The sequence below is a fragment of the Methylovorus sp. MP688 genome, assembly GCF_000183115.1.
GTDB classification, from domain to species: domain Bacteria; phylum Pseudomonadota; class Gammaproteobacteria; order Burkholderiales; family Methylophilaceae; genus Methylovorus; species Methylovorus glucosotrophus.
In genome coordinates, this window is sequence record NC_014733.1 from 2254562 (window position 1) to 2281483 (window position 26922).

Annotated in this window: 24 protein-coding genes; 9 read left to right on the forward strand and 15 right to left on the reverse strand. The window is 55.5% G+C overall.

Annotated features, from left to right (window positions below; all coding sequences use genetic code 11):
- Positions 1-22: 22 nt before the first annotated feature.
- The 4 genes from secF (at position 23) to clpA (ending at position 5067) form a co-directional block, all read left to right on the forward strand.
- Positions 23-961, forward strand: coding sequence for a protein translocase subunit SecF (gene secF, locus MPQ_RS10690; protein WP_013442958.1), 939 nt, complete (start codon positions 23-25; stop codon positions 959-961).
- Between the two features lie 118 nt (positions 962-1079).
- Complete coding sequence (locus tag MPQ_RS10695) at positions 1080-2318, forward strand: HlyC/CorC family transporter (protein WP_013442959.1); 1239 nt, start codon at positions 1080-1082, stop codon at positions 2316-2318.
- Between the two features lie 140 nt (positions 2319-2458).
- Positions 2459-2770: an ATP-dependent Clp protease adapter ClpS gene (clpS, locus tag MPQ_RS10700; protein WP_041362345.1), complete on the forward strand. Its 312-nt coding sequence runs from the start codon at positions 2459-2461 to the stop codon at positions 2768-2770.
- Positions 2771-2781: 11 nt separating this feature from the next.
- Positions 2782-5067 carry an ATP-dependent Clp protease ATP-binding subunit ClpA gene (gene clpA / locus MPQ_RS10705; protein WP_013442961.1) on the forward strand — a complete coding sequence of 762 codons (2286 nt, stop codon included), beginning with the start codon at positions 2782-2784 and terminating at the stop codon, positions 5065-5067.
- A 102-nt stretch (positions 5068-5169) separates the two neighbouring features.
- On the opposite strand, the gene MPQ_RS10710 is transcribed toward clpA, so the two are convergent.
- The 11 genes from MPQ_RS10710 to cysS form a co-directional block, all read right to left on the reverse strand.
- Positions 5170-5808 carry a glutathione S-transferase gene (locus MPQ_RS10710; RefSeq protein WP_013442962.1) on the reverse strand — a complete coding sequence of 213 codons (639 nt, stop codon included), beginning with the start codon at positions 5806-5808 and terminating at the stop codon, positions 5170-5172.
- The gene (locus tag MPQ_RS10715) at positions 5808-6011 is read right to left on the reverse strand and encodes a DUF2892 domain-containing protein (RefSeq protein WP_013442963.1); all 204 of its coding nucleotides are present in this window, start codon (positions 6009-6011) and stop codon (positions 5808-5810) included. The genes MPQ_RS10710 and MPQ_RS10715 overlap by 1 nt, the downstream gene beginning before the upstream one ends.
- Before the next feature lie 15 nt (positions 6012-6026).
- Positions 6027-7046, reverse strand: coding sequence for a quinone-dependent dihydroorotate dehydrogenase (locus MPQ_RS10720; RefSeq protein WP_013442964.1), 1020 nt, complete (start codon positions 7044-7046; stop codon positions 6027-6029).
- A 164-nt stretch (positions 7047-7210) separates the two neighbouring features.
- Positions 7211-7546, reverse strand: a complete 336-nt coding sequence (locus MPQ_RS10725; RefSeq protein WP_013442965.1) for a P-II family nitrogen regulator — start codon at positions 7544-7546, stop codon at positions 7211-7213.
- Positions 7547-7581: 35 nt separating this feature from the next.
- The gene (locus MPQ_RS10730) at positions 7582-10683 is read right to left on the reverse strand and encodes an efflux RND transporter permease subunit (RefSeq protein WP_013442966.1); all 3102 of its coding nucleotides are present in this window, start codon (positions 10681-10683) and stop codon (positions 7582-7584) included.
- A gap of 182 nt (positions 10684-10865) precedes the next feature.
- On the reverse strand, positions 10866-11198 hold the full coding sequence (locus MPQ_RS10735; RefSeq protein WP_013442967.1) for a P-II family nitrogen regulator: 333 nt from the start codon (positions 11196-11198) through the stop codon (positions 10866-10868).
- A gap of 10 nt (positions 11199-11208) precedes the next feature.
- On the reverse strand, positions 11209-14304 hold the full coding sequence (locus MPQ_RS10740; protein ID WP_013442968.1) for an efflux RND transporter permease subunit: 3096 nt from the start codon (positions 14302-14304) through the stop codon (positions 11209-11211).
- Between the two features lie 3 nt (positions 14305-14307).
- Positions 14308-15477 (reverse strand): efflux RND transporter periplasmic adaptor subunit, encoded by a 1170-nt coding sequence (locus MPQ_RS10745; protein ID WP_013442969.1) that lies wholly within the window; start codon positions 15475-15477, stop codon positions 14308-14310.
- Positions 15477-16730: a TolC family protein gene (locus tag MPQ_RS10750; RefSeq protein ID WP_083801084.1), complete on the reverse strand. Its 1254-nt coding sequence runs from the start codon at positions 16728-16730 to the stop codon at positions 15477-15479. Before MPQ_RS10750 ends, MPQ_RS10745 begins: the two co-directional genes overlap by 1 nt.
- Before the next feature lie 232 nt (positions 16731-16962).
- Positions 16963-17250, reverse strand: coding sequence for a hypothetical protein (locus tag MPQ_RS10755; protein ID WP_013442971.1), 288 nt, complete (start codon positions 17248-17250; stop codon positions 16963-16965).
- A 42-nt stretch (positions 17251-17292) separates the two neighbouring features.
- Positions 17293-18663 (reverse strand): cysteine--tRNA ligase, encoded by a 1371-nt coding sequence (gene cysS, locus MPQ_RS10760; protein ID WP_041362874.1) that lies wholly within the window; start codon positions 18661-18663, stop codon positions 17293-17295.
- Between the two features lie 142 nt (positions 18664-18805).
- Here cysS and MPQ_RS10765 point away from each other — a divergent pair, with 142 nt between their 5' ends.
- The 5 genes from MPQ_RS10765 to MPQ_RS10785 are packed head-to-tail and all read left to right on the forward strand — an operon-like array spanning position 18806 to position 23192.
- Positions 18806-20008, forward strand: a complete 1203-nt coding sequence (locus MPQ_RS10765) for a tetratricopeptide repeat protein (protein ID WP_013442973.1) — start codon at positions 18806-18808, stop codon at positions 20006-20008.
- 20 nt (positions 20009-20028) lie between these two features.
- The gene (locus tag MPQ_RS10770; protein ID WP_013442974.1) at positions 20029-21243 is read left to right on the forward strand and encodes a L,D-transpeptidase family protein; all 1215 of its coding nucleotides are present in this window, start codon (positions 20029-20031) and stop codon (positions 21241-21243) included.
- A 22-nt stretch (positions 21244-21265) separates the two neighbouring features.
- Positions 21266-21934: a peptidylprolyl isomerase gene (locus MPQ_RS10775; RefSeq protein WP_015830806.1), complete on the forward strand. Its 669-nt coding sequence runs from the start codon at positions 21266-21268 to the stop codon at positions 21932-21934.
- Positions 21927-22418 (forward strand): peptidylprolyl isomerase, encoded by a 492-nt coding sequence (locus MPQ_RS10780; RefSeq protein WP_013442976.1) that lies wholly within the window; start codon positions 21927-21929, stop codon positions 22416-22418. The genes MPQ_RS10775 and MPQ_RS10780 overlap by 8 nt, the downstream gene beginning before the upstream one ends.
- Positions 22419-22436: 18 nt before the next feature.
- Positions 22437-23192, forward strand: a complete 756-nt coding sequence (locus MPQ_RS10785) for a UDP-2,3-diacylglucosamine diphosphatase (RefSeq protein WP_013442977.1) — start codon at positions 22437-22439, stop codon at positions 23190-23192.
- 24 nt (positions 23193-23216) lie between these two features.
- Here the strand turns inward: MPQ_RS10785 and MPQ_RS10790 are convergent, their stop codons facing one another.
- The 4 genes from MPQ_RS10790 to MPQ_RS10805 all read right to left on the reverse strand — a co-directional run bounded on the left by MPQ_RS10790 (position 23217) and on the right by MPQ_RS10805 (position 26885).
- Positions 23217-23915, reverse strand: a complete 699-nt coding sequence (locus MPQ_RS10790; RefSeq protein ID WP_013442978.1) for an FHA domain-containing protein — start codon at positions 23913-23915, stop codon at positions 23217-23219.
- Between the two features lie 166 nt (positions 23916-24081).
- Complete coding sequence (gene nusB / locus MPQ_RS10795) at positions 24082-24558, reverse strand: transcription antitermination factor NusB (RefSeq protein WP_013442979.1); 477 nt, start codon at positions 24556-24558, stop codon at positions 24082-24084.
- On the reverse strand, positions 24555-25004 hold the full coding sequence (ribH, locus tag MPQ_RS10800) for a 6,7-dimethyl-8-ribityllumazine synthase (protein ID WP_013442980.1): 450 nt from the start codon (positions 25002-25004) through the stop codon (positions 24555-24557). Before ribH ends, nusB begins: the two co-directional genes overlap by 4 nt.
- 213 nt (positions 25005-25217) lie before the next feature.
- On the reverse strand, positions 25218-26885 hold the full coding sequence (locus MPQ_RS10805) for an OFA family MFS transporter (RefSeq protein ID WP_013442981.1): 1668 nt from the start codon (positions 26883-26885) through the stop codon (positions 25218-25220).
- Between the last annotated feature and the right edge of the window lie 37 nt (positions 26886-26922).

Consider the following 26922-nt stretch of genomic DNA (forward strand, 5'->3'; position numbering starts at 1 on the left):
CGACTAGATACGAGTAAAGATCATGGAAATTTTCAAGATTAAAAAAGACATACCGTTTATGAGCTATGGTCGCCTGACGACCGCGATTTCGCTCATTACCTTCCTGCTGTCGGTGTTCTTCCTCGCACACCGCGGCCTTAACCTCGGCGTCGACTTCACTGGCGGCACCATGATGGAAGTCAGCTATCCACAAGCCGCTGATATCGGGAAAATCCGTGAAGCCGTCGACAGCGTTGGCCTGAAGGATGCCACCGTGCAAAACTTCGGCACCAGCCGCGATGTGCTGATCCGCTTGCCGCTCAAGCCTGAGCTTTCGATCTCGGCTCTGTCCGAACAAGTGCTGACCGCCCTGCAGAAAGCCGACCCCAACGTCAAAATGAATCGCGTTGAATCCGTTGGCGCACAGGTCGGGCAAGAGCTGTATGAAAATGGCGCACTGGCCCTGCTGCTGGTGTCCATCGGCATCATGGCCTATCTCGCCCTGCGCTTTGAATGGCGCTTTGCGGTAGCCGCCGTTATCGCCAACATGCATGACGTGGTGATCATTCTGGGCTTTTTTGCCTTCTTCCAGTGGGAGTTCAACCTCACTGTGCTGGCCGCGGTACTGGCGGTGCTCGGCTATTCGGTGAACGAATCGGTGGTGGTGTTTGACCGTGTGCGTGAAAACTTCCGCAAGATGCGCAAGGCCAGCGTATCCGAGGTGATCAACAACGCCATCACCCGCACCATGTCCCGTACCGTCATCACCCACTTCTCGACCCAGCTGATGGTGCTGTCCATGCTGTTTTTTGGTGGCGAAGTGCTGCACAACTTCTCATTGGCACTGACCATTGGCATTCTGTTCGGCATTTACTCATCCGTACTGGTCGCCAGCCCGATTGCCATGTACCTGGGTGTATCGCGCGAAAATCTGATGACCAGCGCTGAAAAGAAGCCAGCCACAGCCGACGCTCAACCTTGAGCAAACTGACATTGTCAGGCGCAGCCTTTCCAGGCTGCCTTGACAATAGCGCTCCATCAAAGGGAAACTAGCGGTATCGCTTAACGCCAGTTCCCCCTTGGACACCATCCCCTTACCCATGCAGCTCGGCGCTCTTGCCGTGCTGCTTTTGATTTCCGCCTTTTTTTCCATCGCTGAAACCAGCCTGATGTCGCTTAACCGCTACCGGTTGCGCCATCTGGCAAAAAGCGGCCACCGTGGCGCCCGCCTCGCCAGCCACCTGCTGAGCAAGACGGACAAGTTGCTGGGCGTGATACTGCTGGGTAACAATTTTGCCAACGCCGCCTCGGCCACGCTTGTCACCGTCATTAGCGTGCAGCTGTTGGGCGAAGGCGAGTGGGTGCTGATGATAGGCACCCTGAGCGTCACCTTCTTCATTCTCGTGTTCGGCGAAATCTCCCCCAAAGTCATTGCAGCGGCCTACCCGGAAAAACTGGCGTTTGCTGTCAGCTATGTCCTTTACCCCTTGTTGAAGGTGTTATACCCGGCTGTCTGGTTCGTGAATCTGTTTGTCAGCGGCCTCTTAAGATTGCTGGGAATACGCGTCAACTTTGCCGACCATAGCCATGCTATCTCCATGGAAGAGTTGCGTACCATCGTCAGCGATTCGGCAAGCTATATTCCAAAAAAGCACCGCACCATCCTGCTGAATCTGTTTGAGCTGGAAAAAATCACGGTAGATGACGTGATGACCGCACACACCCTGATCGATACCATCGACATGGATGCTCCAATGGATGACATATTGCAGCATATCTCCAGCAGCCATCACACCCAGCTGCCGGTCAAGCAAGGCCCCGGGGAAGAAATTATTGGCTTTATCCATGTCCGGCGCGTCATCAACCAGCTGCGCGGTGGCGAGCTGGACAAGGAAGCCTTGCAGGAGATTATCGCCGAACCCTACTTTGTTCCTTCCGGCACCCCGCTGTATACGCAGATGCAGCAATTTCAGGAGCAGCAGCAACGCATGGGGCTGGTGGTGGACGAATACGGTGAACTGAAAGGCCTGGTCACGCTCGAAGACATACTGGAAGAGATCATTGGCGACTTCACCACCCAGTCGCCATTGCGCACCAGCAAGTATATACACGAAGAAGATGGCAGCTGGCTGGTGGATGGTTCCAGCAGCCTGCGCGATTTAAATCGCAAGTTGGGCTTGAATTTACCGCTGGATGGCCCCAAAACATTAAATGGATTGGTACTTGAGCATTTTGAGGATATTCCGGAGCCTAGCACCAGCTTCAAGATTGGCACGCACGCGCTTGAAATCGTGCAAACCCATGACCGTATCGTCAAGAGCGTCCGCATTTACCCCTAGCACCCCGGCCTGCTTCGCCTTGGGAGGCTAAGGCGGGCGCGAAATTTGCATTCATATCATCAAACAGTCGAACTGGCCGGATTACCCACACTTAATTCAGGCTTGAATTATTTCTGATTCGGCTCAAAATAGGCATCACTATGGCAAGTACGAAGCATCAAGAGGGAATCGTCACAGAAAAGCAAACGGCTCGGCCCAAACCGCCGTCCCTGTATAAAGTGATTCTGTTGAACGACGACTACACCCCCATGGAATTTGTTGTAGAAGTGATTCAGCGTTTTTTTAACAAAAGCCGTGAACAGGCGACGCAAATCATGCTCAAAGTTCATACGGAAGGCGCTGGCATCTGTGGCGTTTATCCGCACGACATCGCCGAAACCAAAGTAAATCAGGTATTGGGCTATGCCCGTGAATATCAACATCCGCTGCAATGCGCAATGGAAGAAGTCTGAGGAAGTGCAAAATGATCGCCCAGGAACTTGAAGTCTCACTACATATGGCCTTTATGGACGCCAGGCAAAAACGCCATGAGCTAATCACGGTGGAACACCTGCTGCTGGCCATGATAGACAACCCGACAGCGGCGGACGTGTTGCGCTCCTGCGGTGCCAATCTCGATACTTTGCGTTCCGAACTGGTGCACTACATCGAAGAACACACTCCGATTGTAGAAGGCTCGGACGAAGTCGATACCCAGCCTACCCTCGGCTTCCAGCGCGTGATTCAGCGCGCCATCCTGCACGTGCAGTCTTCCGGCAAGAAAGAAGTCACTGGCGCCAACGTGCTGGTCGCCATCTATGGCGAAAAGGATTCGCACGCCGTTTTCTTCCTGCATCAGCAAGGCATTACCCGCCTGGATGTAGTGAATTTCATCGCCCATGGCGTTGCCAAGGTCACCGACAACACCAGCAAACGCGCAGAAACCGAGCAGGAGGCTGAAGCCGAAGCTGCGCCTGGTAGTGCGCTGGAAAGCTTTACGCTCAACCTTAACCAGCAAGTGCTGGCAGGCAAGATCGATCCACTGATCGGGCGTGGCAATGAAATCGAACGCGTCATTCAAACCCTGTGCCGCCGTCGCAAGAACAACCCGCTCTTGGTGGGCGAAGCTGGTGTGGGTAAAACCGCCATTGCCGAAGGTCTGGCACGCCGCATTGTCGAAGGCAATGTGCCTGAAGTGCTGGCCAATGCCGTCATCTACTCACTGGACATGGGTGCTCTGCTGGCCGGTACCAAATACCGCGGCGATTTTGAGCAACGCCTCAAAGCCGTGATGAAAAAACTGGCAGAGCAGCCCGATGCCGTCTTGTTCATTGACGAGATCCATACGCTGATTGGCGCAGGTGCTGCCAGTGGCGGCACCCTGGATGCCTCCAACCTGCTGAAGCCTGCGCTGTCCAATGGCTCGCTCAAATGCATAGGTGCGACCACCTATCAGGAGTACCGCGGCATTTTTGAAAAAGATCACGCGCTTTCCCGCCGCTTCCAGAAGGTGGATGTGGTTGAGCCTACCGTGGCTGAAACCGTGGAAATCCTCAAAGGCCTGAAGTCGCGCTTTGAACAGCACCACAGCGTGAAATACACCATGGCTGCCTTGAGCACCGCCGCGGAGCTTGCTGCCAAGTACATCAATGACCGTCATCTGCCAGACAAGGCGATTGACGTGATTGATGAAGCCGGTGCTGCGCAGCGCATCCTGCCGAAGTCCAAGCAGAAGAAAGTCATTGGCAACAAGGAAATCGAAGACATTATTGCCAAAGTGGCACGCATTCCGCCCAAGAACATCTCCAGTGATGACCGCAATGCGCTGAAAACGCTGGAACGTGATCTCAAGGCCACCGTGTTTGGTCAGGACAAGGCGATCGAAGCATTGTCTGCTGCCATCAAGATGGCGCGTAGCGGCTTGGGTAGCACCAACAAGCCTATCGGCTCCTTCCTGTTCTCCGGCCCCACCGGCGTCGGCAAGACCGAAGTGGCACGTCAGCTGGCCTACACCCTGGGCATAGAGCTGATTCGCTTTGACATGTCCGAATACATGGAGCGTCATGCGGTATCGCGCCTGATTGGTGCGCCTCCTGGCTACGTGGGCTTTGAGCAGGGCGGCCTGATGACCGAGGCTATCAACAAGCATCCGTATTGCGTACTGCTGCTGGATGAAATTGAAAAAGCCCATCCGGATATTTTCAACATCCTGCTGCAGGTGATGGACCATGGCACCCTGACCGACAACAACGGTCGCAAGGCGGATTTCCGCAATGTCACCATCATCATGACTACCAATGCGGGAGCAGAAGCCATCTCCAAGACGGGCATCGGCTTTACACTGGGTAAAACAGCGGGTGACGATCTGGCTGAAATCAAGCGCCTGTTCAGTCCCGAGTTCCGCAATCGTCTGGATGCCACGGTATCGTTTGCACCACTGTCGCAGGAAATCATCATGCGCGTGGTCGACAAGTTCCTCATGCAACTGGAAGATCAGCTGCATGAGAAGAAGGTCGAAGTCACCTTTACCGATGCACTCAAGGCCTATCTCGGCAAGAAGGGCTTCGACCCACTGATGGGCGCACGTCCGATGGCCCGCCTGATTCAGGACACCATACGCCGTGGTCTGGCCGACGAGTTGCTGTTTGGTCGCCTGGCCAATGGTGGTCGCGTCGAAGTGGATATCGACGAGAACGATGCCATCCAGCTGCACTTTGAGGATGGGGATGCCAACAACAGCCCTGCCCTGGAAACGCATACGGCAGACTGAGTTCGATCCACACAAAAAAGCCCCCGCTCCAGCGATGGACGGGGGCTTTTTAATATGGCCGCGATGATTTACAGAGGCATCAGCCCCGGAACTGGAGGAAGCTCAGGTGACACCTGAGGACTCGGCCGTCGGCTCTTGCCAGGTAGGATATTTTTCCATGATGGACTCAAACAGCGGGCTTTGTATCCGCTGCGCCAGCCATGTCTTCAAACGAGGATAAGGAGCGACCGAAAACCAGTCCGGTTCCACCATGGAAAACTGCCGTACAAACGGGAATATGGCGATGTCGGCATAGGCAGGGGTGATACGAAACAGGCAACCATGAGAATGCAAGCTGGCTTCCAGCAGCTGCAGGAAGCGTTCGCCATCCGCGCGGTAAGTGCTTTGTGGATGTTCTGGATAACGATCAGGATATTTATAGCGATCCAGAGCTCGCTTGAATTCTTCGTCGTTCTGTTTCACCAGCGCATTCATGGCAGCGTCACTCTGCCCCAGCCATTGTTCGGGATCATGCTGCGCCAGCGCCCATTGCATGATATCCAGGCTTTGATCAATCACGGGGCCGTCGGGCAATATCAGGACGGGAACAGTAGCCTTGGGAGAGACCTGGCGTAAGTGCTGCGGTTTATCGCGCAGCGAAATTTCACGAATCTCAACGTCAATGCCCGCATAGCGCAGCGCCATGCGAGCACGCATGGCATAAGGGCAACGACGATAGGAATACAGAACAGGCAGCAGCATCACTCGTCGACAGGTGGCGTGCAGGTGCTGACGCCGAACAAGGCATAGGCCGGACACCAGCGCAATATGCCGGTAATGAGGTAAGCAATGCCCAACAAGCCCAGCCAGCGCCAGGGCGACTCGACCCAGTACATCGCCCCCAGCAATGCCGCACCGGACAATATTCGCATCACGCTATCATTGGAACCCACATTTTTGCGCATGACGTTCTCCCGACATTAACCGATCGCGGTGCATGCCTCCTTGACCAGCGCTGGACCGCGATAGACCAGCCCGCTGTAGAGTTGAACCAGGCTGGCACCCGCCTCGATCTTTTCGCGGGCATCCTCCCCCGACAAAATACCGCCAACGCCGATAACAGGCAATGCGCCCGCCAGCTGCGTCGCCAATGCATGAATAACCCGCGTGGAAAGATTACGCACGGGAGCGCCGGACAAGCCGCCGGTCTCGCTGGCATGTGGCATGCCCGACACGGCGGTACGCGACAAGGTAGTGTTAGTCGCAATCACCGCATCCATCTGATGCTGCATCAGCAAGCGGGCAATTTCGCTGATCTGCTCATCCTGCAAATCCGGCGCAATTTTCAGGGCCACTGGCACATAGCGGCCATGCTGATCAGCCAGCACTTGCTGCTCGCGCTTCAAGGCAGCCAGCAGTTGTGAGAGGGCTTCTTTTTCCTGCAACTGACGCAGATTCTTGGTATTGGGCGAAGAAATGTTCACCGTGATGTAACTGGCGTGCGCATAGACTTTACGCATGCAGATCAGATAGTCATCTACCGCACGCTCATTCGGGGTATCGAAATTCTTGCCGATATTGATGCCGAGAATGCCGCGATATTGCGCTTTCTGCACATTTTCCAGCAACTGATCCACGCCGTGATTATTGAAACCAAAGCGGTTAATGATGGCATTCGCCGCTGGCAAGCGAAACATGCGGGGCTTGGGGTTGCCGGGCTGCGCGCGCGGCGTGACCGTTCCTACCTCAATAAAGCCGAAGCCCAGCCGGGCTAGGCCATCAATGCATGCGCCGTTTTTATCCAGGCCCGCTGCCAGGCCCACCGGATTGGGAAAATCCAGACCCATGACACGCCGCGGCGTGGCCGGCAATGCGCCCTGCCCCAATATGCGATTTAGGCCATAGCGCTCGCCAGTGCGCAGCGCTTGCAAAGTCAGGTCATGGGCACGCTCGGCATCCAGCGTGAACAGCAGGGGTTTAGCCAGGGAGTAAAGATTCATGGCGCAATTCTACTGCAAAATAGCGGAGATTCCGGAGTAAATATAGGCGCAAACTCGCGCCAGCCAAAGCTGGATAGCCAGCATGATCATGCACGCGAAACACAGCACAAAGGCCCCGCTGGGGGCCTTGGGTACTCATGCATAAAGAGTCCAAACTGCCGGACTCAGCACTCCAGCACGGTGATCTGTTCTGACAGGCGGATCATGCGCTCTACTGGCGTGACCCAGACGATGCCATCCCCCACCTGACCGGTATGCCCTACTTCCACCAATACCTGCAACACACCCTCCACCAGCTCATCGGGGGTGACGAGCTCAATGCGCACCTTGGGGCTGTAGTCGGTCAACTCTTCTCGTATACCGCCTGAAGGCTTGGCAAGAAAATGGCCGCAACCATCCACCTTGCTCACCGTCATGCCAGGAAATCCCTTGATATTACGCAAGGCTGATCGTATTTTCGGCAACCGGTTGGGTTGCACCACGGCTTTAATTTCTTTCATCCCTAAACCTCTATTCTGGTCATGCCTGAATGTGCTCAGGCTTCTATTTTTTTCTCTTCAAATTTACGATACAGCGTAGGTACCACCACCAGCGTCAGCAAGGTAGAGGTGATCAGGCCACCGATCACCACAATCGCCAGCGGCCGCTGAATCTCGGAACCCGGGCCAGTTGCAAACAGGAACGGCACCAGGCCAAGCATGGCCACGGTAGCCGTCATCATCACCGGGCGGAAACGCTGCTTGCAGCCCTGCATAATCGCTTCCATCTGGGGCAAACCTTCGTCGCGCAGGCTGCGTATGTAAGATACGAGTACCACGCCATTCAGTACGGCAATGCCCCACAGCGCAATAAAGCCGACCGATGCCGGTACGGACAGATATTCGCCTGTGACAAACAAAGCAATAATCCCGCCTATGGAGGCAAATGGTAGCACCATGATAATCATGGTGGCGTAGCGCAATGAGTTGAATAACAAAAATAACAGGAAGAAGATGGCGCCGATGGTGACCGGAATAATCACCATCAAATGGCTCATGGCACGCTGCATGTTCTGGAACTGCCCACCGTATTCGATATAGTAGCCATCAGGCAGCTTGAGCTGCTTGTCCAGCGTCTTCTGCAACTCAGCCACAAAGCCACCCAGGTCGCGGTCTTTCACGTTCACACCCACCACAATACGGCGCTTGGCCAGCTCGCGGCTGATCTGGGCCGGACCATCGCGCACTTCGATGTGCGCAAGGTCGCGCAACGCCACGCGTGAACCATTGGGTGAGGTGATCAGGATATTGCCGATGGCATCCACATTGTCACGGAAGCTTTCAGGGAAACGCACCGCGGCGCTGAAACGGCGCTGACCTTCATAAATTTCGGTCGCCACCTTGCCGCCAATCGCGGTTTCAATCACATCGTGAATATCCGATGCATTGATGCCATGCCGGGCAATCGCCTGCCGATCAATCCGGATATTCAGGTATTGCTGGCCGGAGACTTTTTCCACCTTGATTTCAGTGGCGCCGCGCACGCTAGAAGCAATGCGCGATATTTCATCGGCCTTGGCTTTCAGCACCACCATGTCTTCACCGAAGATTTTGACGGCGACATCAGCCCGCACGCCGGTCAGCAATTCATCCACGCGATCGGAAATTGGCTGCGCCATGATGATCTGCACACCTGGCAAATGTTCAGCCAGCACACTGCGCATTTTTTCGGCAATATCATCTTGCGTCCAGCCTTCCGGCCATTCGTTGCGGGGCTTGAGGCTGATGATAGGCGTGGACTCATTCTGCGCCTGCGGATCCGCCGGACTTTCGCCACGCCCCACGCCCGACACCGCCGATTTCACGCCGGGCACCTTTTCCATGATCAGGCGCATGGCTTCGCTTTCCATCTTGATGGATTCTTCCAGCGAGATATTCGGCACGCGGTTGATGCCGGGCACAATCGAGCCTTCCTTCATCTCCGGGATAAACGAGTTGCCGAGCAGCGGCACAATCGCCAGGGTGCCAATAAACACCAGCACCGCCAGCATGATGGTTTTCTTCTCATTGGACAGTGCCCAACTCAGCATGCTGACATACGGGCGCTTGATCAGTTGGATCATGCGCGTATCTTCGCCGCTACCGCCCTTGAGGATGAACGAGCACATGGCCGGCGTCAGCGTCAGTGACAGCACCAGCGACACAAATAGCGCGATCGCAATGGTGTAAGCCAGCGGTGCAAACATTTTGCCTTCCATGCCCTGCAAGGTCATCAGCGGCAGGAACACCAGAATGATAATGCCCACGCCAAACAGCACCGGGGTCGCGACTTCAGCGGCGGCTTCGAATACCACGCGAATCTTGCTTTCATCCTTGCGATGCCCCAGATGGTGGAAGGTGTTCTCCACCACCACCACCGAGCCATCGACCATCAAACCAATCGCGATCGCCAGGCCGCCCAGCGACATCAGGTTGGCCGAGATGCCGTAGTAATTCATCGCCATAAAGGTAATCAGCGGCGTCAGGATCAGTGTGCCCACCACAATCAGGCTGGAGCGCACATCACCCAGAAACAGGAAGAGAATAACGATCACCAGCACAATGCCTTCGATCAATACCTTGGTCACCGTATGCAGCGCGGCATCTACAAGCTCACTGCGGTCGTAATAGGGCACGATCTGCAAACCACCCGGCAGCATGCCTTTTTCGTTGATTTCCTTTACGCGGGCCTTGATGCGGCTGACGACTTCCTTGGCGTTACCGCCGCGCATCATCATCACCACACCACCCACCGATTCGGTATCGCCATTCTTGAGAATCGCGCCTACTCGCACCTCATAGCCCAGCTTGACCTCGGCCACATCGCGCATATACACCGGCGTGCCGTTCTGCTCTTTGAGAATGATGTTGCGGATATCGTCCAGATTCTGGATCAGGCTGATGCCGCGAATGAGGTATTGCTCGGCGTAATGGGGCAATACACCGCCGCCGCTATTGGCGTTGTTGCGCGCCAGCGCCTGATACACATCGTGCAGCTTCACGCCGTAGTGATTCATGCGGTCCGGATTCACCAGCGCCTGATACTGCTTGACGTAACCGCCTTGCGAATTGATTTCTGCCACGCCGGGGATGCCACGCAGCAGAGGCCGCACCACCCAGTCCTGCACCGCGCGGCGCTCGGTCAGCTCGTTCACCGAGAGCTCTTTTTTACCATCAGTGGGTTTATCCAAGGTGTACTGATATACCTCGCCCAGACCGGTAGAGACCGGCCCCAGCACTGGCGTCACGCCCTCCGGCATGCGGTCCATCACCTCCATCAATCGCTCCATCACCAGCTGGCGCGAGAAATAGACATCGGTATCGTCGGTAAACACCAGGGTGATCAGCGACAGGGCATTCTTGTTGAGGGAGCGCATTTCGGTCAGGCCAGGCAGACCGGTCATGGCGATTTCGAGCGGCACCGTGATAAAGCGCTCTACCTCCTCCGGCGAGCGGCCTGTAGCCTGGGTGGCAATCAGCACCTGCACATTGGTCACATCCGGGAAAGCATCCACTGACAGTTTTTTTACGGCAAACAAGCCGGCAATCAGGAGAGCTACAGCGATAACAACGACGACAATACGCTGCCGCAAGGCACCACGGATGAGAGATTCGATCAAAACTTACCTCATGATTCATGCAAGGAATTCAAGCACGGCAACATGCATGCTTCATCCCCCTGCGAGTTGATGTGCCCCAAAGAGTACAGGATAAGCCGCCGGCTTAGCAATCATCATGCGGCAGACATGCAAAAGGCCCACAACGGGGCCTTTTGCATGGTGTTACAACGAGAAACGCTTACTCAGCAATCATGGACGATGATCTTTTCCGAGAGGCGTATCATGCGCTCAACCGGAGTCACCCAGACGATACCATCGCCATGCTGACCGGTATGCCCCACTTCCACCAGCACCTGCAGGATACCCTCGACCAGCTCATCCGGTGCCACCAGCTCAATGCGCACCTTGGGGCTGTAATCGGTCAGCTCTTCGCGCACATTGTGCGTGTTGGACAGATGGTGACCGCAACCATCTGCCTTGCTGACCGTCATGCCGGGGAAACCCTTGATATTGCGCAGGGCGGAGCGAATCTTGGGCAAGCGGTGTGGCTGCACTACAGCTTTAATCTCTTTCATGGTTCACTCCTCATGCTTCAACACGGGGTTCTTCAAACCAGCGATACAGCGTTGGCAATACCACCAGCGTCAGTACGGTGGAGGTGATCAAACCGCCGATCACCACAATTGCCAGCGGCCGCTGGACTTCCGAGCCAGGCCCGGTGGCAAACAGGAAAGGCACCAGACCCAGCATGGCGACCGTGGCGGTCATCATGACCGGACGGAACCGCTGGGCGCAGCCCTGTTTGATGGCTTCCAGCTGTGATTTTCCCTCATCACGCAAACTGCGTATGTAGGACACCAGTACCACCCCGTTCAGCACCGCGATACCCCACAGGGCGATAAAGCCCACCGAGGCAGGGACCGACAGGTATTCGCCCGTCACAAACAGGGCAATCACCCCGCCGATGGAGGCAAATGGCAGCACCAGAATAATCAGCGTGGCAAACCGTACTGACTTGAACAGCAGGAACAGCAGGAAGAAAATCGCGCCGATGGTAATCGGAATAATCACCATCAGATGGCTCATCGCCCGCTCCATGTTCTGGAACTGACCGCCCCAGACAATGTAATAGCCTTCGGGCAATTTGACCTTGGCTTCCACCTTTTGCTGCAACTCGGCGACAAAGCCACCCAGGTCACGGTCTTTCACGTTAACGCCCACCACAATACGGCGCTTGGCAGACTCGCGGGCAATCTGGGTCGGGCCATCACGCACGGTAATATCCGCCAGATCTTTCAGCGCCACGCGCGAACCGTTGGCCGAGGTCACCATGATGTGGTTGATGGCATCCACATTGTTCCGGAAGGACTCGGGGAAACGCACCGCAGCTTCAAAGCGGCGCTCGCCCTCAAACACCTCGGTCGCCACCTTGCCGCCAATCGCGGTTTCAATCACATCATGGATATCCGCCACATTGATGCCGTGACGGGCGATGGCTTCGCGGTCAATATCAATGGTCAGATATTGCTGGCCGGTCATCTTCTCCACCCGCATATCCTGCGCGCCGGGGATAGTGCCGGCAACGCGGGCAATTTCATCCGCCTTGGCTTTGAGCACGCCGATATCCGAACCAAACACCTTGACGGCGACATCGGAACGCACGCCCGTCACCAGCTCGGCTACCCGCGCGGCAATCGGCTGCGACATCACCACCTGGATGCCAGGAATGTGCTTGATCTTCTCGCGGATGGCATCGGCAATGCTGTCCTGATTCCAGCCTTCGGGCCACTCATCACGTGGTTTCAGGCTGACAATCGGCGTGGATTCATTCTGCCCCTGCGGGTCTGCCGGACTCTCGCCACGTCCCACACCAGACACCACCCCACGCACACCATCCACCTTGGCAATGCTAGCCAACGCCTCCTGCTCGAGTTTCAGGGATTCTTCCAGCGAAATATTCGGCGTACGGATGATGCTAGGCACGATCGAACCTTCCTTCATCTCGGGAATAAACGCCGTGCCGAGCAAGGGGAACAACATCAGGGTACCAACGAACACAGCCCCGGCGATGCCGACGGTCTTCTTGGGGTTGCTGACGGAAGCATCCAGCAGCCGCAGATAAGGCCGCTTCATGGCCTGGATCATGCGCGTATCTTCGCCGCTACCGCCCTTGAGGATGAACGAGCACATGGCCGGCGTCAGCGTCAGTGACAGCACCAGCGACACAAACAGCGCGATCGCAATGGTATAGGCCAGCGGCGCAAACATCTTGCCTTCCATGCCCTGCAAGGTCATCAGCGGCAGGAACACCAGAATGATAATGCCCACGCCAAACAGCACCGGGGTCGCGACTTCAGCGGCGGCTTCGAATACCACGCGAATCTTGCTTTCATCCTTGCGGTGACCCAGATGGTGGAACGTGTTTTCCACCACCACCACCGAACCATCGACCATCAAGCCAATGGCGATCGCCAGGCCCCCCAGCGACATCAGGTTGGCGGAGATGCCGTAGTAATTCATTGCCATGAAGGTAATCAAAGGTGTCAGGATCAGCGTCCCCACCACAATCAGGCTGGAGCGCACATCCCCCAGGAACAGGAACAGCACGATGATCACCAGGAAAATACCTTCGATCAGCACCTTGGTCACCGTGCTTAATGCGGCATCGACCAGCTCGCTACGGTCGTAAAAAGGCACGATCTGCAAACCACCGGGCAGCATGCCTTTGTCGTTGATTTCCTTGACGCGTTCCTTGATGCGGCTGACAACTTCTTTCGCATTGCCGCCACGCATCATCATGACAATACCGCCTACCGACTCGGTCTCGCCATTCTTCAGCAGCGCACCGACTCGTACCTCATGGCCCAGTTGCACTTCGGCCACATCCCGCATGTAGACCGGCGTGCCATTCTGCTCCTTGATCACGATACGGCGGATGTCTTCCAGACTTTTCACCAACCCCACACCGCGGATCAGGTACTGCTCGGCGTAATGCGGGAGAATGCCGCCGCCGCTATTGGCGTTGTTGCGCGCCAGTGCCTGATACACATCGTGCAGCTTCACACCGTAATGGTTCATGCGGTCGGGATTCACCAGCGCCTGGTATTGCTTGACGTAACCGCCTTGCGAATTGATTTCTGCCACACCGGGGATACCGCGCAGCAGAGGCCGCACCACCCAGTCCTGCACGGCGCGACGCTCCATCAGCTCGGAAACGGAAAGCTCCTGCTTGCCATCCGCGGGTTTATCCAGCGTGTACTGGTACACCTCGCCCAGACCGGTAGACACCGGCCCCAGCACAGGCGTCACGCCTTCCGGCATGCGTTCCATCACCTCCATCAGACGCTCCATCACCAGCTGGCGCGAGAAGAACACATCAGTGTCGTCCGTGAACACCAGGGTGATCAGCGACAAACCGTTCTTGTTGAGGGAGCGCATTTCGGTGAGACCGGGCAAGCCGGTCATCGACATTTCCAGCGGCACGGTAATGAAGCGCTCGACTTCTTCTGGCGAGCGACCAGTGGCCTGGGTAGCGATTTGCACCTGCACATTAGTTACGTCCGGGAAGGCATCCACCGACAGTTTATTCACTGCAAAAAGACCAGCCACCATCATGGCGAGGGCGAGCACCACCACCACGATGCGCTGTTGCAGCGCAGAGCGTATTAACGACTCAATCATGGTTTACTCCAGTTCTTTGCGCTTGCGCTCGTTGTTCACGTGGAAAGCACCGTCTGCCACCACGACATCACCGGCAACAACGCCACTTTCGACAGTGGCCATACCCTGAAACTCAGGGCCCAGCACGACTTCACGCAAGCGGAATTTGTTAGGCGCGATCTGTACGAATACGTGGTCACGGTCGTTTTCACGTACGATGCCTTGCATGGGTACGGCCAGCTTGGGCGTAGGCAACGACTGCACGACCATGGAAACCAGCATGTCGGGCTTGATGGTGTCGTCCGCATTTTCCAGATCGGTACGCACGGTCACGGTCCGGGTTTGCGGATTGACGATATCGCCGACATAAATCAGCTTGCCCTTGAACTGGCGGTTGTTCAGCGCGGGGATTTCAATCATGACTTCTTCCCCTTCCTGAATCAGGCCCACTTGCTGTTCAGGCACTTCAGCCACCGCCCAGACATGCGACAGGTCGGCCACGATAAACAACTCTTCGGCTGGCTGCACCACCTGACCAAGATTGACCTTGCGGCTGATGATGGTGCCGGCAAGACGTGCCGATACACTGCTGAACGAGTGAATCTGACCAGACTTCGACAACTGTGCAATGGCGGAAGAGCTCATGCCCAGAATCATCAACTGATCGCGCGCAGCATTGAGCTCTGCCTGCGCAGCGCTCAATTCGGCTTCGCGGCGCTGTACTTCAGCTGCGCTGATCACATCCGCATTCAGCAACAGGCGGGCACGCTCCACGGCCTTGGTTTGCAGGGAAATCTGCTGCATGGCCTTGATATAAAGCAGTTGATTCTGCGCGAGCTCGGTACTGTTCACCGTGGCCAGCACCTGACCCTGTTTCACATCCTGGCCCAGCACGACGTCAATATCCGTGATACGGCCGGTCACCGAGGCGCCGATACGCGCCATGCGCTGCTCGTCCACCTGCACACTGCCCGGTATGCGCAATGTTTCGCGGATATCGGACATGCCTACGGTTTCGAGCTTAACCTGTTGTTGCAGCGATGGCGTGAGCTCGACAATATTGGGGTCGACCGCTTCGGCAGCCGGTTTTTCCTCTTCGGCAGGTTTACAGCCGACGAGGCTCATGCCCATTAAAAGGCTTAATACCAGAATGCTGGCACGGGTTGTTTTTTGTACTGCGGAATAAGAAACCATTAAGACTTAACCTCCAGAAGTTCAGTGCCAAGCAGACGCTCAATCTCAAGCATCGAGTTAACGTAATCGTAGCGTGCGGCCAGATAATCCTTGCGCACGGCGCGGTAGGTGCGCTGTGCATCCAGATAATCCAGAATGCCGCGCTCGCCAAAGCGGTAGGCGGATTCGGCCACCTTGAGTGCCGATTCGGCCTGGTTCAAGAGGCCGCTCTCAAAGGAATTCACCTGCCCCTGTGCAATCAGGTAGCGCTGGTAAGCGGAATCCACATCGCGCTGCAAAGAAAGCTCGCGCTCACTCAGTGCTGCCGTTACCTGGCGCACACCCGCAGCAGCTTCTGCGATCGGGCCTTGCCGCTGATTCCACACAGGCAAGGGAATCGCCACACCAAGACGAACGGTGGAGTAATCGGGGTCCTGTTCAAAGCCACCTTTCAGGGTCAGGCCAGGATTACGCAGCTTTTCTTCCAGACGAAGACGTGCCTCGGCAGCTTCACGTATGGCACGAATCTGCGCCAGCTGGGGGCTTTCATCGATTTTCTGACGGAGTTGCTGGAGCGTAGGCAGGGTATCGGCCAGAGGCAGCTCGCCCTTCACATCAAACTCCATGGGCATACCGGGGCCCACCAGACCTCGCAAATAGGCTTTGGCTTCGGAGATACGCACCAGGGCAGCCTGATAATCGCGCTCTGCGGCGAGTGCTTCAGTATCGGCCTTGATCAGCTCATACTTGGCCGCTTCGCCGGTATCGACACGCAACTTCACCCGCTCGCGGATTTGTTGCAGCAGATTGCGATCACCTTCTACCAGTCGCAGCACAGCTTGTCGCTGCAGCACGTCGTAAAAGGCAGATTTCACACGCGTCCGCAGCTCAATGCCTGTCAAGGTGCGGCTAACGCCAGCGGCCCGGACATTGGACTCGGCCATTTCACGACGCGCACCTCTCACACCAGGAAATTCCAGCGGCTGCGAAATGCCGACATCCCACTTGGTGCTCACTTCATTAGAGCCACTGCGGCTACGCGTAGGGCCCGCAGCCACTTCAAACTCGGGATTGATGTAAGCCGTGGCGGTGGTCACTGCGGCGTTAGCAGCATCTTGCTGTGCCTGAGACATGGCCATGACCGGGTTTTGCGCCATGGCATTGTCCAGAACATCACGCAATCCCAGTTCGGTTTGTGCTTGGGCAATGCTGCCATATAAGGCCATCGCCAACGTCAGGCTAATGATCAGACTCTTGTTTTTTATATTCGCCATCGACGAACCCCCTGCACCATGATGGTGCTTGATACTCATGTTTTGTGTATTCATAGCTTCCGTGTCTTCATTACTGAGGCTGATGACAACTGCAACAGTAATACAAAGTAATACAAAAATGCGGCCGCAATAAGCAGTGGTGTTGATATCAACACACTCGAGACAGGCGTAACGGTTTGCAAACCCTTAATTGGTTAGCAAAGGTTACGCCAACCTTTAAAAGGTTGGGGATTTAAAGCAGAGGGGGTCGGAGGAACCGGGTGATAGGGGGAGAAATGTAAAGGTTGCTCAGTGCAGCGCTGGTTGCCGTCACTGCTACATAAAGAGCGGTGGGCTGCAAGGGAATCACGACAGGATCATTGAAATCCAGCTTGTCGTCACTGCCGACTTGAGGAGCATCGTTGAACACCACAGCCACATCGTCATAGTCCATTTCATAGGCGTAATCAGCCTGTTGTGAAAACAGGCTGAAGCAGAGCACGAGGCTCAGGATTACCAGAATGGACTTGCGTAAGGTCATGCTGCGATTATATCTCTATTTTTCCGTAATCTTGCCAATGGATCAGGCACGACGCCAGCTGGTGCCCTGTGGACTATCTTCCAGCAGGATGCCCTCATCGGCCAGTTGCTTGCGTATGCGATCCGCCTCGGCAAAGTTTTTCGATTGCCGGGCTTGCAGGCGCAATTGTATGAATTGCTCAATCTCATCCGCAGAGCGTCCTTGTGCAGACTCGCCTCCCTGCAGAAAAGTTTCAGGATCGCGTTGCAATAACCCCAATAAACCGGCAAGCGCCTTGAGCAGCGCAGCGTCAGCCAGTGACGCTGTCCGGTTAACCTCGCTCGCCAGCTCAAACAGGACGGCAAAGGCTTCTGAAGTATTGAAGTCATCGTCCATGGCCGCCTTGAAGCGAGCCGCCTGCGGCTGTTGCCAATCGATGGTGAATGTCGGCAATGCCAGCCCGCGCAGGGCGGTATAAAGGCGGGTCAGGGCCTGGCGCGCATCGTCCAGATGATGGTCGGAATAATTCAGCGGGCTACGGTATTGCGCGCGCAGAATGAAAAAGCGCACGACCTCGGCATCATATTTTTCCAGGACCTGGCGTATCGTGAAGAAATTGCCCAGTGATTTGGACATTTTTTCATCGTCCACGCGGATGAAGCCGTTATGCATCCAGTAATTGACAAAGGTGCAGCCATTGGCCGCCTCTGACTGGGCAATTTCATTTTCATGGTGCGGGAATTGCAGATCCTGCCCGCCGCCGTGGATGTCAAAATGCGGCCCGAGATGGCAAGCCCCCATGGCGGAGCACTCGATATGCCAGCCTGGCCTACCCTTGCCCCAGGGCGAGTCCCAGCTGGGCTCGCCGGGTTTGGCCGCTTTCCACAACACAAAGTCCATGGGGTCACGTTTGTATTGGTCAATTTCGACGCGCTCGCCCGCCCGCAGGTCTTCGAGTGACTTCCCCGAGAGCTTGCCATAGCCCGCAAAGCTGGAGACGGAATAAAACACATCGCCATTGTCCGCAGGATAGGCAAAGCCTTTTTCAATCAGGGCGGCAATCATATCGAGCATGCCGGTAATATGCTCTGTGGCCTTAGGCTCCAGATCCGGGCGCATCACGCCCAGGCGCGCGGCATCCTCATCCATGGCGGTAATAAAACGGCTGGTGAGGGCCTGGATGGATTCGCCATTCTCCTGGGCACGCTTGATGATCTTGTCATCGATATCCGTAATATTGCGCACATAGGTAACGTCATACCCCGATGTGCGCAGCCAGCGGTTCACCATATCAAACACCACCATCACGCGGGCATGCCCCAGGTGGCAATAATCGTAGACCGTCATGCCACACACATACATGCTCACTTTGCCAGCGACAATAGGCACAAATGTCTGTTTTTCACGAGCCAGGGAATTGTAGAATTTTAACATGGTATGATGGCGCTCGAATCCAAGGTCATCATCAGGCAGCATACTGAGGTAAATCAACGGTCTGCATGGCGAGCTATTGGAGGTTGAACCTGCTATTGATAGAATTGTTGCACTGAAAAGAAATCGCGAAAAGTATAACACAATGCCTGCCCTGCGCACTTTACCCCCCCTGTTTGTTGTACTGGCATTGATCCTTCCTGTCGCCGCTCAGGCTGACGAACTCAAAGACATCAGCCAGCTGGCGCAACTTGGCCAGGCCCCTCAGGCCCTGACCAAGCTCAATGCCTACATCGCCAAGAATCCCAAGAGTGTGGACGCGCTCTTTTTGCGGGGTGTCATTCTCACGGATAGCGGAAAACGCGACGAGGCCATGAAGGCCTTTACCGAGATGACGGAAAAATATCCTGCATTGCCAGAGCCTTATAACAATCTGGCAGTGCTGTACGCCGAGCGCGGAGAATATGACAAGGCGCGCCAGGCACTTGAAAGCGCGATCAAAACGCATCCCAGCTATGCCACTGCCCATGAAAATCTGGGAGACATCTACGCGCGCATGGCCTCACAGGCATATGACAAGGCTCTGCAACTGGATAATGGCAATGCCCGCCCACAGAGCAAACTGGCCTTGATCAAGTCACTGTCCACATCTGCGCCACCCACCCAGTTGGCAAGTCAATCCAATTCGGCAACCAGCTTTACATTAGCGCCGGCTCCGCTGGTCAATCTGGGCAACGGCCAAGTACGGGCGCTGGAACAGACCAAGCCAGTGGTGAAATACGAAATACCGGCAAAACCGGACACCCCCTCCAGACCTGCCTCCGTGGTGACGGAGATCAAGACACCCGATGCCAAACCAGCGGCTCCCAAGCCTGAGATGCCGGCCGAGACTCCGCCCAAACCAACGCCCGTGCCGCCCAAGACTGCCGAAACCAGCAAGCCAGCCGCCGAGCCAACCAAGCCTCAGGATCAGGCTAAATCCGGTAGCAATAAATCAGCTGGCAATCTGGATGAGCAAGCCATAGAGCAAGCCGTGCGTCAGTGGGCAAAAGCCTGGTCCGATAAAAATGTGCCGGCTTATCTGGCGAGTTATGGCGCGAGCTTCAAGACTCCGGATGGACAATCGCGCCAGGAGTGGGAAAAAACCCGCAAGCAACGCATCAGCGCACCCGCCAGTATTTCAGTGGAAGTCAGCAACCTGCGCTTCAAGCAGGATGGTGACCTGGTACGCGCCAGCTTCAAGCAAAGCTACCGCGCAGGTGGCACGGCCATGCGCACCAGCAAAACGCTGGTTCTGAAAAAGGGCGGCAATCGCTGGCTGATCGAACAGGAGCTGACCGACCGCTAGCCGCCGGTGACTGATACTGCATGAATACGATCAAAACCTTTTTACAGATACTGCTCATGGCCTCCATCATGGTGCCCTGGAATGTGCCTGCGCTGGATAGACTGGACTACACAGGCACACTCAGCAATAGCAGTTTCGGCCCGAATTACCCGGAAAGCCTGGTTGTGAAGGGCTTGTTGCAGATCACGCGTGGTCAGTTGCAGCAGGCCTTGAACACGGTGGATGAGCTCATCTCGATTGCGCCCAACTTCAAACTGGCCTACCTGATACGCGGCGACCTGCTGATGGCCAAATCCCAGCAACTGGAAGGCTTTGGCAACACGCCACAAAATAATTCGCCCTCTGTTGAAGACTTTAAAGCCGAAGCACGCATGCGTATTGAGCGGTATCTGGAAAGTCATGCCCCCCAGGGTGTTCCCGAACCGCTGTGGCAAATCGACCCCACGCAAAAATACGTCATCGTGGTGGATGCCGATAAATCACGGCTTTATCTCTATCAGAATATTGGCGGCAAACCGACATACGTCGCGGACTATTACGTAACCATCGGCCGTAATGGCAGCGAGAAATCCAGCGAGGGTGACAAACGTACCCCCCTGGGCGTTTATACCGCCAGCAGCAAACTGACCAGCAAACTGCCTGATTTTTACGGCAGAGCCGCTTATCCCCTCAGCTATCCAAATGAGTGGGACAGGCAGCAAGGCAAAAAGGGACACGGCATCTGGCTGCATGGCACGCCCAGCAACACCTACAGCCGTCCGCCACGCGCCAGCGATGGCTGCGTCGTGATTTCCAATCCTGACCTGGAAACCCTGGGGCCGATATTGCAGCAAGGGGGCACGCCATTCATCATCGTCTCCCAGCTGAAATGGGTTACCCAGGCAGCGCCTGAACAACCGCAGCTGCAAAAGGCGCTGGACCAATGGCGCCAGGACTGGCAAGCACAAGATACCGACCGCTATCTCAGCCATTATTCGGATCGGTTTTTCAGCCAGACCAGCGACATCAATGGCTGGTCACGCGAGAAGCGCCGCATCCAGTCTGACAAGAAGCCCGTCAGCATCGTGCTATCCAATATCAGCATGATCCGCTATCCTAATAGCCAAATTCCAATGGCAGTAGTCAGTTTTGATCAGGAATTCAAAAGTGAATTCCTGGACAGCCGCATGCGGAAACGCCAGTACTGGATCTACGAAGGACAGCGCTGGAAAATATTATACGAAGGGGCAGCTTGACCCTTTCAGAGGAGCCTGATCAATGCAAACACGATGGGAAGCGTGGCTATTCCTTTTTCTATTAATGTTGACGCCTGCAGCCATGGCCGACGGCGTTCACAGCCAAAAACCGCAACTGGAGTTTCAAACCAATCTGGGCAGCTTTATTGTTGAGCTGTATCCTGACCGTGCGCCCAAGACTGTCGCCAACTTCATGCAATACGTGCAGAGCGGCTTTTATACGGGCACCATGTTCCATCGCATCATTGACCGCTTTATGGTGCAAGGCGGAGGTTTCGCCGTGGATTTTCAGGAGAAAAGCACCTATAACCCGATTGAGAACGAAGCCAATAATGGCCTGAAAAACGAGCCAGGCACCTTGGCCATGGCCCGTGCATTTGACCCGAATTCAGCGCGTTCCCAGTTTTTCATCAATCTCTCGGACAATAAATTCCTCAACTTCTACAAACCTGACCCGGCTTATTTTGGTTACTGCGTGTTTGGCAAAGTCATTCGCGGCATGTCCATCGTGGAAAAGATGGCCAAAATCCCCACCAGAAGCGTAGGCAAGTTTGACAATGTTCCGGTTGAAAACGTGGTGATTGAAAAAGTCACTACCCTGGATACCCCTGTGGAGCCTGAACAGCCCGTGCGCGCAGTGCCCACTACCCCCTCTTCAAAACCTGCTCTTAAAGGAAAAAAACGTGGTTAAACTTCATACCAACTTTGGTGAAATCACTCTGGAACTGGATGCGGAAAAAGCACCAGCAACCGTTGCCAACTTTCTGGAATACGTGGAAAGCGGCTTTTACAACAACACTATTTTCCATCGCGTGATTGATGGTTTCATGATTCAGGGTGGCGGCTTTGAGCCCAGCATGAGCCAGAAGCCAACCAATGCCCCGATCAAGAACGAAGCCAACAATGGCCTGGTGAACAAGGCCTATACCATTGCCATGGCCCGCACCCCGAACCCGGATTCGGCAAGCAGCCAATTCTTCATCAACGTGGCAGACAATGACTTCCTGAACTTCACCTCGCCAACCGCCCAAGGCTGGGGTTACTGTGTATTTGGCAAGGTAACGGCCGGTACTGAAGTGATCGACAAGATCAAAAAGGTAAAGACCGGTAGCCGCAATGGTCACCAGGATGTGCCCGTGGAAAGCGTCATTATCGAGCGCGCCGAAGTCGTTTAATTCAGGCGCCCCACCCTGATGTCAGATGGAAATGCATTGAGCGCTACCCTGCCGTATAGCCTGTTCATTTCCGATCTGCATCTTTGCGATGCCCGGCCGGAAATCAGCCGGGCATTTTTGCATCTGCTGCAAGGCGAAGCCCGCCATGCCGAGCGGCTTTATATTCTGGGCGATCTGTTCGAATACTGGGCGGGCGATGATGAGGTCAACGATCCGCATCACCAGACCATCATCCACGGACTGCGCGCACTCACGCAATCCGGCACCGCATGCTACTTCATGCATGGCAATCGTGACTTTCTGATCGGCGAGCGCTTTGCTGAAGCGTCTGGCGTGACGCTGTTGGCAGATCCCGTGTTGCATGACCTTTATGGCAAACGCGTCTTGCTGAGCCATGGTGATCTGCTGTGTACCGACGATGTGGCCTATCAGGAGTTTCGTCAGCTGGTGCGCAAACTGGACTGGCAGCAGGTTTTTCTGCAACAGCCCCTGGCAACACGCAAAATGCAGATTGAAGCCATCCGCATGCGTAGCGAATCCGAAAAATCCATCAAGCAGGCCGACATCATGGATGTCAATGATGAGGCCGTTGCTGCTTTATTCTCTGATTGGGCATATCCCGAATTACTGATTCATGGCCATACCCATCGCCCTGCTTGCCATCAGCTCACGCTGCATGGACATAGTTGTCAGCGCTGGGTATTGGGTGACTGGTATGAACAGGGCAGCTATCTGCGCCTGGACGCCACAGGCTGCAACAGCAGCCTGCTCTAACTAACAACCGCCGGGCTTGCAGGCTTAAAGCGCGGTTTCATCCGCAGCAAGATAAAACTCCATTTTTACGCCATCGTAGGCGATCAGATCGTGATCCTGCAGTTGCAGGCTTGGCTTGCCCGCCATATTGCCCGCCAGCGGGCGACCATTCACCGTCAGCGACTCGCCACCTTCCACAGGCTGAATCCGGTAATCAGCTCCATCCTGCAAGATCATCGCCACGGGCATATCCGAGCTACCCAAGTGTGTGACAGCCTGGTTCAGCAAAATATCCTTGCCGAAATCCGGGCCACTAATGACATAGAGTCGACCCGCGCAGGTGCCTACCGACGCGGCCCTCTCCCCGGAGGGCCATACACGAGGAAATGGATGTGATTCATCTGCTTCAGGCGCAACCGCTGAGGCATCAACGGGAACAGGATTGCCGGAGGCCGTGGCCTCGTCCCAATAGCGCAATTGGTAGTGCCCCAGCATGATGATGTCGCCATGCTGCAATACATGCTGTTTCACACGTACCCCATTAATCATGGTGCCATTTGTGCTATCCAGATCCTGTAACAAGGCATTCCGGCCGATCGACATGACCTGAGCATGCTCGCCACTGATCATGAGATTATCGATGGCAATGTCGTTGTCGCGACGGCGGCCAATCCGCAGCAACGGTTTGTCCAGGGGATATTCGCCGAGCAGATTGCCATCCAGAGAGAAGAGCAGCTTTGCCATGTGAAATTTTCCAAATCTGCGGGCCAGAAATTAAGGATGGGAAATGCAGCAGCACCCTTTTACTGGTCAGCAGAGGTCTGACCAGGCGCTTGATCTTACATGGGAGACAAGGGAAATTGAAGCTTGGCAGGACGAGATGTGACACGTCCTGCCATGCGGATGATGACTAGCGGGTGTGACGGTTAACTTCGCCCGGACGGGCTTCAGCAGCCAGCTTGTCGAGCACGCCATTAACGTATTTATGGCCATCGGTGCCGCCATAAATCTTGGCAAGTTCGACGCCTTCATTGATCGCGACGCGATAGGGAATGCTCAGGTCAAAAATCAGCTCATAGGCCGACAGGCAGAGAATGCCATGTTCGATCGGGCTGAGTTCCTGCATGGGTCTATCCACAAACACGGCAATCCGGCGATCCAGCTCTTCGCGCTCCGCCAGCACACCGTCCAGCAATTTGCGCAGGTATTCCTGGTCGGCCTTGTCAAATTCCGGCTCGTCCGCCAGCTCACGCAGAATGGCGCGAAAATCGGCCTGATTCAGCAGGTTGCGATAGATGCCTTTCAGGGCCAGTTCGCGCGACTTGCGACGATTTCTCGAGGCTTTTACCGGCTTGGCATCGCCAGGCTTTTGATCGGTATCGCTCATAAAGCCTTCAACAGGTTAACCATCTCAATTGCAACCGCTGCAGCTTCAGCACCCTTGACAGCCACACGCTCCAGCGCCTGCTCGTCATTCTCGGTGGTGAGGATGGCGTTGGCGACAGGAACGCCAGTATTCAGCTGAACCTCGGAAATACCGCGCGCGGATTCATTTGAAACCACTTCAAAGTGGTAGGTCTCGCCACGAATAATCGCACCCAGGGCGATCAGGGCATCATATTTCTGGCTATCTGCCATATGGTGCAATACCAATGGGGTTTCCAGCGCGCCTGGCACGGTTGCCAGGGTAATGGCATCTTCCGCCACGCCACGCTTCAGCAGTTCGGCCTTGCAGGCTGCCAGCAGGCCCTGACCGACATCGCTGTTGAAGCGGGACAGGACAATGCCGATTTGCAAACCGGAACCGTTTAAATCAATCGCGAGTTCTCTCACATTTACTCCACATACTTTAAATTTAGAAAGGCCAAAGCCGAGAATTACGTGATGTCCAATGCTGGATGACGCTATGCCATTGCACTTTAAAGACAAGCACATGCGTCAAACGGGAAAATTAAGGCTGAATTATAGCCTAGCCGCATACGCTTGGGAAACGGAAGCCCGGGCATATGCCCGGGACTGCCGGAGACATGAGGTGAAAACCGTGACTTAGTGGAACAGTGCCCAGGCTTTTTGCAAGGTACTCCAGATGCCATAACTGACCGGAATGCCCACTGCAAGCCAGGCAAATACTGCCAATACGCGTGAACCCCCGCTGGCGGCTTTTGCTTGCGACTCGTTACCTGGCAGCACTTTTTCATGTGCCAGCTTCTTCTCCTCTGCCAGTTCGGCATCGGTCATGAAGTGCTTGCTGGCAACAGGTCGCACCAGCAAATTCGCCACAAAGCCAATCACCAGCATGCCGGCGAGCACATAGAAGATAGGCCCATACACCTGATCAAACGGCACTTGCGCTTCAAGACGCATATCGTGCATGTAGTTGACGATGACTGGCCCGACGATACCGGCTGTAGACCAAGCGGTCAGCAGACGGCCATGTATCGCGCCCACGAACTGCGTGCCAAACATATCGGCAAGATAGGCCGGAATGGTGGCAAAGCCGCCGCCGTACATCGAGGCAATAATGCAGAACGCGCCCACGAATACCGCCAGGGACTTGGCACCTGCAGCCCATGCCGCCGCCATGTACATCAGGGCACCGAGGATGAAGAAAATCGAATAGGTGGTTTTACGTCCCAGCTTGTCCGAAGATGTCGCCCAGGCAAAGCGCCCGAAAATATTGAACAAGGACACCAGGCCGACAAAGCCGGCACCGACTGCAGCCAGACTGGCAATCAGGACTTCGTCCTTCTTGATATCGGCAAAGCTCAAGGAGCCCTGGTCAATCAAGGCGCCACCAAAGGTCTCCTGCAGCATAGGCGCCGCAGCCCCGATAATGCCGATACTGGCAGACACATTCATGCACAGGATCAGCCACAACAACCAGAACTGTGGCGTCTTGTGTGCTTGATTGATATGAACATGGCGCGTGGCGATCATGCCTGAGCTTGCGTTCTTGACGGGCGGGACCCAGTTGGCAGGCTTCCAGTCCGAGGCGGGGACGCGATATCCCAGTGAACCACACAGCATGAAGACGGTATAGATCAGCGCGAGCACCACAAAGGTTTGCCAAACGCCGGGCGCTGTTGGCGTGGCAAAATAGCTCATCAGCTTGGTAGCCAACGGCGAACCGATCATGGCGCCGCCGCCAAAGCCCATGATGGCCATGCCGGTTGCCATGCCACGACGATCAGGGAACCACTTGATCAGGGTAGATACTGGCGAAATATAGCCCAGCCCCAGCCCGATGCCACCGATCACCCCCGAGCCCAGCCACATCATCCATAACTGGTGGGTATAGACACCGAGAGCGGAGATTAACAAGCCGCCACACCAGCAGACAGTGGCCACCAGGCCCGCCTTGCGTGGACCGGCCCGTTCCAGCCAGCCGCCCCACAAGGCAGCGGAACAGCCCAGCAGTACAAAGAACAACGTATACATCCAGCCCAGGTCAAACTGGGTCCAATTACAATCCGTGGCGAACAGGGCGCGCCATGTACCGCTCAGTTTGTCCGCTACCGTCACAGCGCCGGCAGCGCAGGCAGCCAGCGGTTTGCCATCTTCACCTACCAACGCATTGCCCAACGGCTTCCAGAAAACGGAAAAACCATAGGCCATGCCGATACATAGATGGACCGCCAGCGCCGCGGGTGGAATAAGCCAGCGGTTAAAATTACCGCCGGTAATAATACGTTCCTTAGAAAGAAATCCAGCCATCTCCGACTCCCTGATTTTTTATTATTTCAAAGATTAA

Excerpts from the sequence above, each read along its gene's own strand:
- secF (WP_013442958.1), top strand. The coding sequence starts at position 23 with ATGGAAATTTTCAAGATTAAAAAAGACATACCGTTTATGAGCTATGGT.
- MPQ_RS10695 (WP_013442959.1), top strand. The coding sequence starts at position 1,080 with ATGCAGCTCGGCGCTCTTGCCGTGCTGCTTTTGATTTCCGCCTTTTTT.
- clpS (WP_041362345.1), top strand. The coding sequence starts at position 2,459 with ATGGCAAGTACGAAGCATCAAGAGGGAATCGTCACAGAAAAGCAAACG.
- clpA (WP_013442961.1), top strand. The coding sequence starts at position 2,782 with ATGATCGCCCAGGAACTTGAAGTCTCACTACATATGGCCTTTATGGAC.
- MPQ_RS10710 (WP_013442962.1), bottom strand. The coding sequence starts at position 5,808 with ATGCTGCTGCCTGTTCTGTATTCCTATCGTCGTTGCCCTTATGCCATG.
- MPQ_RS10715 (WP_013442963.1), bottom strand. The coding sequence starts at position 6,011 with ATGCGCAAAAATGTGGGTTCCAATGATAGCGTGATGCGAATATTGTCC.
- MPQ_RS10720 (WP_013442964.1), bottom strand. The coding sequence starts at position 7,046 with ATGAATCTTTACTCCCTGGCTAAACCCCTGCTGTTCACGCTGGATGCC.
- MPQ_RS10725 (WP_013442965.1), bottom strand. The coding sequence starts at position 7,546 with ATGAAAGAAATTAAAGCCGTGGTGCAACCCAACCGGTTGCCGAAAATA.
- MPQ_RS10735 (WP_013442967.1), bottom strand. The coding sequence starts at position 11,198 with ATGAAAGAGATTAAAGCTGTAGTGCAGCCACACCGCTTGCCCAAGATT.
- MPQ_RS10740 (WP_013442968.1), bottom strand. The coding sequence starts at position 14,304 with ATGATTGAGTCGTTAATACGCTCTGCGCTGCAACAGCGCATCGTGGTG.
- MPQ_RS10745 (WP_013442969.1), bottom strand. The coding sequence starts at position 15,477 with ATGGTTTCTTATTCCGCAGTACAAAAAACAACCCGTGCCAGCATTCTG.
- MPQ_RS10750 (WP_083801084.1), bottom strand. The coding sequence starts at position 16,730 with ATGGCGAATATAAAAAACAAGAGTCTGATCATTAGCCTGACGTTGGCG.
- MPQ_RS10755 (WP_013442971.1), bottom strand. The coding sequence starts at position 17,250 with ATGACCTTACGCAAGTCCATTCTGGTAATCCTGAGCCTCGTGCTCTGC.
- cysS (WP_041362874.1), bottom strand. The coding sequence starts at position 18,663 with ATGTTAAAATTCTACAATTCCCTGGCTCGTGAAAAACAGACATTTGTG.
- MPQ_RS10765 (WP_013442973.1), top strand. The coding sequence starts at position 18,806 with ATGCCTGCCCTGCGCACTTTACCCCCCCTGTTTGTTGTACTGGCATTG.
- MPQ_RS10770 (WP_013442974.1), top strand. The coding sequence starts at position 20,029 with ATGAATACGATCAAAACCTTTTTACAGATACTGCTCATGGCCTCCATC.
- MPQ_RS10775 (WP_015830806.1), top strand. The coding sequence starts at position 21,266 with ATGCAAACACGATGGGAAGCGTGGCTATTCCTTTTTCTATTAATGTTG.
- MPQ_RS10785 (WP_013442977.1), top strand. The coding sequence starts at position 22,437 with ATGTCAGATGGAAATGCATTGAGCGCTACCCTGCCGTATAGCCTGTTC.
- MPQ_RS10790 (WP_013442978.1), bottom strand. The coding sequence starts at position 23,915 with ATGGCAAAGCTGCTCTTCTCTCTGGATGGCAATCTGCTCGGCGAATAT.
- nusB (WP_013442979.1), bottom strand. The coding sequence starts at position 24,558 with ATGAGCGATACCGATCAAAAGCCTGGCGATGCCAAGCCGGTAAAAGCC.
- MPQ_RS10805 (WP_013442981.1), bottom strand. The coding sequence starts at position 26,885 with ATGGCTGGATTTCTTTCTAAGGAACGTATTATTACCGGCGGTAATTTT.